Raw genomic sequence first — 6,387 nt, 5'->3', positions numbered from 1 at the left:
GTAGCGGACACACATTTTGCTACTTAGCCCCGCCTTCGAGAAGCTCGGGCTGGTTTAAGATCCAAAAAATCCCGACTCTAAAAGAGCCGGGATTTCCTTTGGCGGAGGATAGGGGATTTGAACCCCTGAGGGATGTGACTCCCGCACGCGTTCCAGGCGTGTGACATAGGCCGCTAGTCGAATCCTCCGCTGAGAAACATTATCAGGCCGTAGCAATCACGCAAAATCGCCAGCTCAGGCGAAGCTTTGGGGAGGGGAGGCTGCGGTGGGGTGGAGGGGGCATCGGAAGGTTGGGGCAACCTAGTTTGGAACGGACGCGGGGCAGCGGTTAAAGTAGGCAGCAGGATTCCGCGTGGCGTTTATCCTCTGAACTCCCCCAGGGCAGGAATGCAGCAAGGGTCAGGAGGCTCTGGCGGGTGCGCGGGGTCCGTTAATCGTTTTTCGGGGCGGGGAGTCGGCTACACTGTGTGCGGCATAGCAATTTGTTCATCACGTTAGGGAAGGCCACCATGTCGCTGCTATCACTCGATGCTGATCAGCTCAAGGAACTCGCTGAGCGCATCCGCAAGGACTACGCGGAGCTCAAGGCCAAGGGCCTGCAGCTCAACCTCACGCGCGGCAAGCCCTCCAAGGCACAGTCGGACCTGGCTAATGACCTGCTGTCCCTGCCGGGTGAGGACAACTACACCGACGCGGCGGGCAACGACCTGCGCAACTACGGCAACCTCGACGGCATCCGCGAGGTTCGCGAGCTGTGGGGCAAGCTGCTGGGCATCCCGGCGGAGAACCTCGTCGCGGCGGATAGCTCCTCGCTCAACATCATGTTCGACCTCATCTCGTTCGCGCACACGTGGGGCACGAACGACTCCGAGCGCCCGTGGGGCCAGGAGGACAAGGTTAAGTGGATTTGCCCGGTGCCGGGCTACGACCGCCACTTCGCGATCACCGAGAAGTTCGGCTACGAGCTCATCACCGTGCCTATGCTTGAGGACGGCCCGGACATGGGCGCTATCCGCGAGCTCGTCCAGGACCCACAGGTTAAGGGCATGTGGACGGTGCCGATGTTCTCCAATCCGACGGGCGTGACCATCTCGGAAGAGATCGCTCGCGAGCTCGCTTCTCTGGAGACCGCCGCCCCGGACTTCCGCGTCGTGTGGGACAACGCGTACGCGGTCCACACGCTCACCGAGGATTTCCCGCAGATTCTGCCCATCCTCGACTACGCGCGCGAGGCTGGCAACCCGAACCGTTTCTGGGTGATGTCCTCGACGTCGAAGATCACCTTCGCCGGCGCGGGCGTCGCGTTCTTCGCGTCCTCGCTGGAGAACCTCGAGTGGTACCGCTCGTTTGCGGGCATCCGCGGCATTGGCCCGAACAAGATTAACCAGCTCGCGCACTACGAGTTCTTCGGCTCGGCTGAGGGCGTGCGTTCGGTCATGCGCCGTCACGCAGCGCTCCTCGCGCCTAAGTTCGACGCGGTCCTGCGCATCCTCTCCGAGCGTCTCGGCGAGTACGAGGTCGCGCGCTGGACCGAGCCGAAGGGCGGCTACTTCATCTCGCTGGACGTCATCGACGGCACGGCGACGCGCGTGTGGGAGCTCGCCAAGGATGCCGGCATCGTGCTCACCAAGGCCGGCTCCGCGTACCCGCACGGCGAGGACCCCAACGACCGCAACATCCGCTTGGCGCCGTCCCTGCCGCCGCTGGCCGAGGTCGAGACGGCCATGGATGGCGTGGCCACCTGCGTCCTGCTCGCGGCGCTGGAGAAGCTCGGGGCGTAAATGAACGCCGCGGAGACCCAAGCCTGGTTGGCTAATATCATTCCGGCGCAGTTGCGCTTTGAGAATGACTTGGCCTACGCGTCGCTGGACAATGACGAGAACCTCGTCGCCACGACCCGCTTCGCGGAGGTCTCCACGGGGCTTTCCGCGGAGGGCATGGACGTGCGCGCGGAGATTCTCACCGTCGCCCGCGCCCCCTTGTCCTCCCTCGCCGCTCTTATCACGGAAGCCACTGAGCTTCTCGATGCCGCCCGCGTCATCCCCGCCCAGCCGGGCACCCTCCTGCCCAAGCTGGGCCCGGGTCGCCACGGCGTCCTCGTTGCTCCTTGGCTCTGGGGCGGGCCCACGCCACAGGTCAAGCTGGATGGCCGCTGGACGCTCATGCTTCAGCTCGTGGCGCTCACGGATTCCGAGTACGCCTATGCCGTCGAGGAAGGCGTGCCAGCGCTCCAGGACGCCGTCGCTGAGTCTGAGATCGACCTCCTCGACTGGTCGCGTTTCGAGTCTTAACCCCGCGTCTTTCCTGGCGCCTTTCTGGTCGCCGCCCGGCTTTGCCCGCGCGCGCTAGACGGTAGACTGTGCAATCGTGGCTCTTTACCGGAAATATCGTCCAGCAACCTTCGCCGAGGTGGTAGGCCAAGAGCAGGTCACCCGGCCCTTGTCCACCGCGCTCGACGCGGGGCGTATTAATCACGCCTACCTGTTTTCCGGCCCGCGCGGCTGTGGCAAGACCTCCTCCGCGCGCATCATGGCCCGCTCGCTCAACTGCGAGCAAGGCCCCACCTCGACGCCCTGCGGCGTGTGCGATTCCTGCGTCTCGCTCGCCCCCGGCGGCCCCGGCAATCTGGACGTCACGGAGCTCGACGCCGCTTCGCATAACGGCGTGGACGACATGCGCGATCTGCGCGACCGCGCCTACTTCGCGCCTGCCGAGTCGCGCTACCGCATCTTCATCATCGACGAGGCCCACATGATTTCGAATGCGGGCTTCAACGCGCTGCTCAAGGTCGTCGAGGAGCCGCCGGAGCACGTCATCTTCATCTTCGCCACCACCGAGCTGGAGAAGATGCTGCCCACCATCCGTTCGCGCACGCACAACTACCCGTTCCGCCTGCTCACCCCGTCCGCGATGAAGGGCCTGCTCCAGCGCACTGTCGCCGCTGAGGGTGTCACGGTCGAAGATTCCGTCTACCCCATGGTCATCTCCGCGGGCGGCGGTTCCCCGCGCGATACCCTGTCCATCCTCGACCAGCTCCTCGCCGGTGCTGGCCCCGATGGCCTCACCTACGATCTCGCGCGCCCGCTCCTCGGCATCACGGACATTTCGGTCATCGACGACGCCGTCGCCGCCCTCGCCGCCGGTGACAAGGCCGCGTTCTTCCAGCTTATCGATGCCGTCGTCGAAAGCGGCGAGGAACCCCGCCGCTTCGCTACCGACCTGCTCGACCGCCTCCGCGACTTGCTTGTGCTCCAAGCCGTGCCCGATGCCGTCGCCGCCGGCCTCGTCGCCGTGCCCGAGGATCGCGCCGAGGCCATGACCAACGAGGCCGCCGCCTTCTCCAACGCGCAGCTGGCCCACCTCGCCTCCGCGCTCAACGAGGAGCTGCCCAAGCTCCGTGGCGCCAGCTCCCCGCGCCTGCTCCTGGAAATCATGGGCGCGCGCTTGCTGTCCGCCCCGGCCCCCGCCGCTGCCCCCGGCCCTTCCGGCGCCACGGCTGGCGTTCCCGCGGCATCCGCCGCCGCCTCGGCCGCTGGCCCCGGCGCCCCCGCGGCCTCCGTGCCGTCTGCCACCGCCGGCGCGCAGACCGGCGCCCAGGCCGGTGCCGCGCTCCTCGCCGCTCGCCGCGCCGCCTCGGCCGCGGCCGCCACTCCGCCGGCCCAGCCCGCGCCCCAACAGCCTGCCCAACAACAGCCCGCGCAGCGACAGGAACAACAGCAACCCACGCAGCCGCAACAGCCCGCCCCGCGCCAGGAGCAGCAGCCAGAGCAATCCCAGCAGCCTACGCAGCAGCGACAGGAGCAGCCTCAGCCAGCTCAGCTTGCCGCGCCGCAGCCGGAGCAGCCCGAGCAGACCCAGCCCGCGGCCGAGACTCCGCAGCAGCAGACCGCCCCGGGCCCCGAGCTTCTCGAGCAGATTCGCGCCTCGTGGGCCGAGCTGCGTGCCGCGATTGGCCAGCGCAACAAGGTCGCCGAGATCATGCTCACCGAGGCGCGTGTCCTCGGCCTGCGCGATGAGACGCTCATCCTTGGCCACACGACCGGGGCGCTTGCGCACCGCATCAACGATGAGGCGAAGAACAAAGACATCGCCGCCGTCCTCGCGGAGAAGACGGGCACGACGCTGAAGGTCGAGTGCATCGTCGGCACCTCGCCCGAGGCCGCCGGCCTCCCGCCGCTCGCGCAGCCGCGCCAGGCGTGGAACCCCAATCAGCCCGCCCGTGAGACGGACGACAAGGAGGCAGAGAGTCCTAACGAGCCCCAGCCTTCCGATGCCCCCTCCACCCCCGCGCCGACGTCGGCATCGGGCTGGGGCGCCCCACGCCCCATCGGCGAGGAAGCTGAGTCGGCTGAGCCGGCCCAGGAGTCTGCGCCCCAGGAGTCGGCTGAGTCATCCCCGCAGCCGACCGCCCGTGAGGGCTGGGGCTCGCCGCGACCGATCGGCGAGGAAGCACAGCCTGCCCAGCAGGAGACGCACCATCACCTGCCGCCGCGTCCCGACCCGACGCCGCACCTGCGCCGTGAGGAGGCCGCCGAGGCACATCCTCAGCAGCCAATGCCGTCATCAGCGCCCGCGTCGCAGCAACAGCCGCAGGACGACAAGCCCGATTGGCGCAGTCGCATCGCGCAGGCCGCGGAGTCCAAGCGCCAGGCCTACGAGGAGTGGAACAAGCACACGCCGTCGTTTAGCGACGGCGTGCCGCTGCCGCCGGACCCGGGCCCGGAGGAAGACTTCGCACCGCCGGAGTTCCTGCCGCCAGACCCCGAGGCCGGCCAGGCGCCTCCGCGTCCCGACATGCAGCAGCTGCAGCAGTCGGCGCCGCAGAACGCCGCCCCGGCGCAGCAGCAGGCCCAGCCAGCTCAACCGGCCCAGACTTCCCAGCCTGCACAGAACACGCAGCCTGCTCGGCCTGCCCCACAGCAGCCGCAGCGCATGCTGCAACGACCGGCTGCAACGCAGCCGGAGTCCGCGGCGAGCGCGGCGCAGGCGCGCATGGCGGCGGCGAGGGCTCAGGCGACTGGAGGCGTGGGGGCATCGGCAAGCGAGGCAGCGCCTGGGGCGCCGGTGGACCGCGACGAGGAAGAACGCATGATGGCCGAAGAAGCCCGTACCGCGGGCCAGCATGACCACCGCACCGCGATGGAAGTCGCCGTCGAGTTGCTCGAGCAAGAGCTCGGCGCGCGGCGGGCCTGACGGGTACACTGGTTCGAAGTAAAATTCACCCTACGAAAGGCACTACGATGACCACCCCGGATCCGCAGCAGCAGGGCTTCGACATGCAGGAACTCATTAACCAGGCGTCCCGCGTGCAGGCCGAGCTGGCGAAGGCGCAGGAGGAGATCCTGGCCACCAACGTCACCGGTACCGCCGGCAACGGCCTCGTCTCCATCACCATGACTGGCGGCGCGGAGCTCGTCGACCTGCAGATTGACAAGTCCATCGTGGACCCAGAGGACGTCGACACGCTCAAGGACCTCATCATCGGTGCTTACAAGGAAGCACACGCGGCAGCCGGTAGGCTGGCACAGGAGAAGATTGGCCCGCTGTCGCAGGGCATGGGCCAGTCGCAGCAGAACTATGACGGTCCGAACTTCGGTGACGTCTTCGGCCAGCAGTAAACTTGGCCCCTGAAAGCCGCGGTTCTGCCGCGGCTTTTGTGCGTTTTATATAAGGAGTTTGCGTGTTCGAAGGACCGCTGCAGGACCTCATCGATGAGTTTTCGCGTCTGCCGGGAGTGGGGCCGAAGTCGGCGCAGCGTATCGCGTTCCACGTGCTGCACATGGAACCGGAGGACATCACGCGTTTGCAGGACGCGCTGGGGGCGGTGCGCGACGGTGTGACGTTCTGCCGTATTTGCTGCAATATCTCGCGCGAGGACGTGTGCCGGATTTGTATCAACTCGCAGCGTGACGCGTCGACGATTTGCGTGGTGGAGGAACCCAAGGACATCCAGGTCATCGAGCGCACGGGTGAGTACAACGGGCGTTATCACGTGCTGGGCGGGGCGCTTGACCCGCTGGCGAATATCGGGCCGAAGAACTTGAACATCGCGCAGCTGCTCCAGCGAATTGGCGGGGTGCTCGAGGACCGCGAGCTCGCGGATTCCACGCCGGAGCACCCGCTTTACGATGCCGCCCCCGACATCAAGGAGGTCATCCTCGCCACCGATCCCAATACGGAGGGCGAGGCGACGGCGTCCTACCTCGTGCGGTTGCTGCGGGACTTCCCGGATTTGAAGATCACGCGACTAGCGTCGGGTATGCCGTTGGGCGGGGACTTGGAGTTTGTGGATGAGTTGACGTTGTCGCGTGCGCTGTCGGGGCGTCTGGCTGTGCGTTAGTTTTGGGGGCCTGTCCGCGTGCGCGCGACAGAGTACCGGATTCCTGG

The 6,387-nt window shown here is 67.0% G+C and carries 5 protein-coding genes, 1 tRNA gene and 1 other RNA gene; 6 read left to right on the top strand and 1 reads right to left on the bottom strand.

All coding sequences use genetic code 11. The features are described from left to right. Positions 1 to 99: 99 nt before the first annotated feature. Positions 100 to 188: transfer RNA gene (locus HMPREF2559_RS10285), tRNA-Ser, on the bottom strand. Between the two features lie 152 nt (positions 189 to 340). Here HMPREF2559_RS10285 and ffs point away from each other — a divergent pair. From ffs to recR, 6 genes are all read left to right on the top strand, one after another. Beyond that, positions 341 to 435, top strand: an RNA gene (ffs, locus tag HMPREF2559_RS10280) — signal recognition particle sRNA small type. A gap of 74 nt (positions 436 to 509) precedes the next feature. Beyond that, positions 510 to 1,781, top strand: coding sequence for an aspartate aminotransferase type Ic (locus tag HMPREF2559_RS10275; protein ID WP_066486026.1), 1,272 nt, complete (start codon positions 510 to 512; stop codon positions 1,779 to 1,781). Next, positions 1,782 to 2,291, top strand: coding sequence for a suppressor of fused domain protein (locus HMPREF2559_RS10270; protein ID WP_068801402.1), 510 nt, complete (start codon positions 1,782 to 1,784; stop codon positions 2,289 to 2,291). A 76-nt stretch (positions 2,292 to 2,367) separates the two neighbouring features. Continuing rightward, positions 2,368 to 5,193 carry a DNA polymerase III subunit gamma and tau gene (locus HMPREF2559_RS10265; RefSeq protein ID WP_066486028.1) on the top strand — a complete coding sequence of 942 codons (2,826 nt, stop codon included), beginning with the start codon at positions 2,368 to 2,370 and terminating at the stop codon, positions 5,191 to 5,193. Between the two features lie 47 nt (positions 5,194 to 5,240). Then, positions 5,241 to 5,618 (top strand): YbaB/EbfC family nucleoid-associated protein, encoded by a 378-nt coding sequence (locus HMPREF2559_RS10260; RefSeq protein ID WP_066486030.1) that lies wholly within the window; start codon positions 5,241 to 5,243, stop codon positions 5,616 to 5,618. 62 nt (positions 5,619 to 5,680) lie between these two features. Beyond that, entirely contained in the window at positions 5,681 to 6,340 is a 660-nt protein-coding gene (gene recR / locus HMPREF2559_RS10255) for a recombination mediator RecR (RefSeq protein ID WP_066513107.1), read from the top strand. Positions 6,341 to 6,387: the final 47 nt, after the last annotated feature.

This window comes from Corynebacterium sp. HMSC072G08 (assembly GCF_001809185.1).
Taxonomy (GTDB): domain Bacteria; phylum Actinomycetota; class Actinomycetes; order Mycobacteriales; family Mycobacteriaceae; genus Corynebacterium; species Corynebacterium phoceense.
Note: the sequence above shows the minus strand (reverse complement) of the source record. Positions and strands in the feature narration are given on the sequence as shown.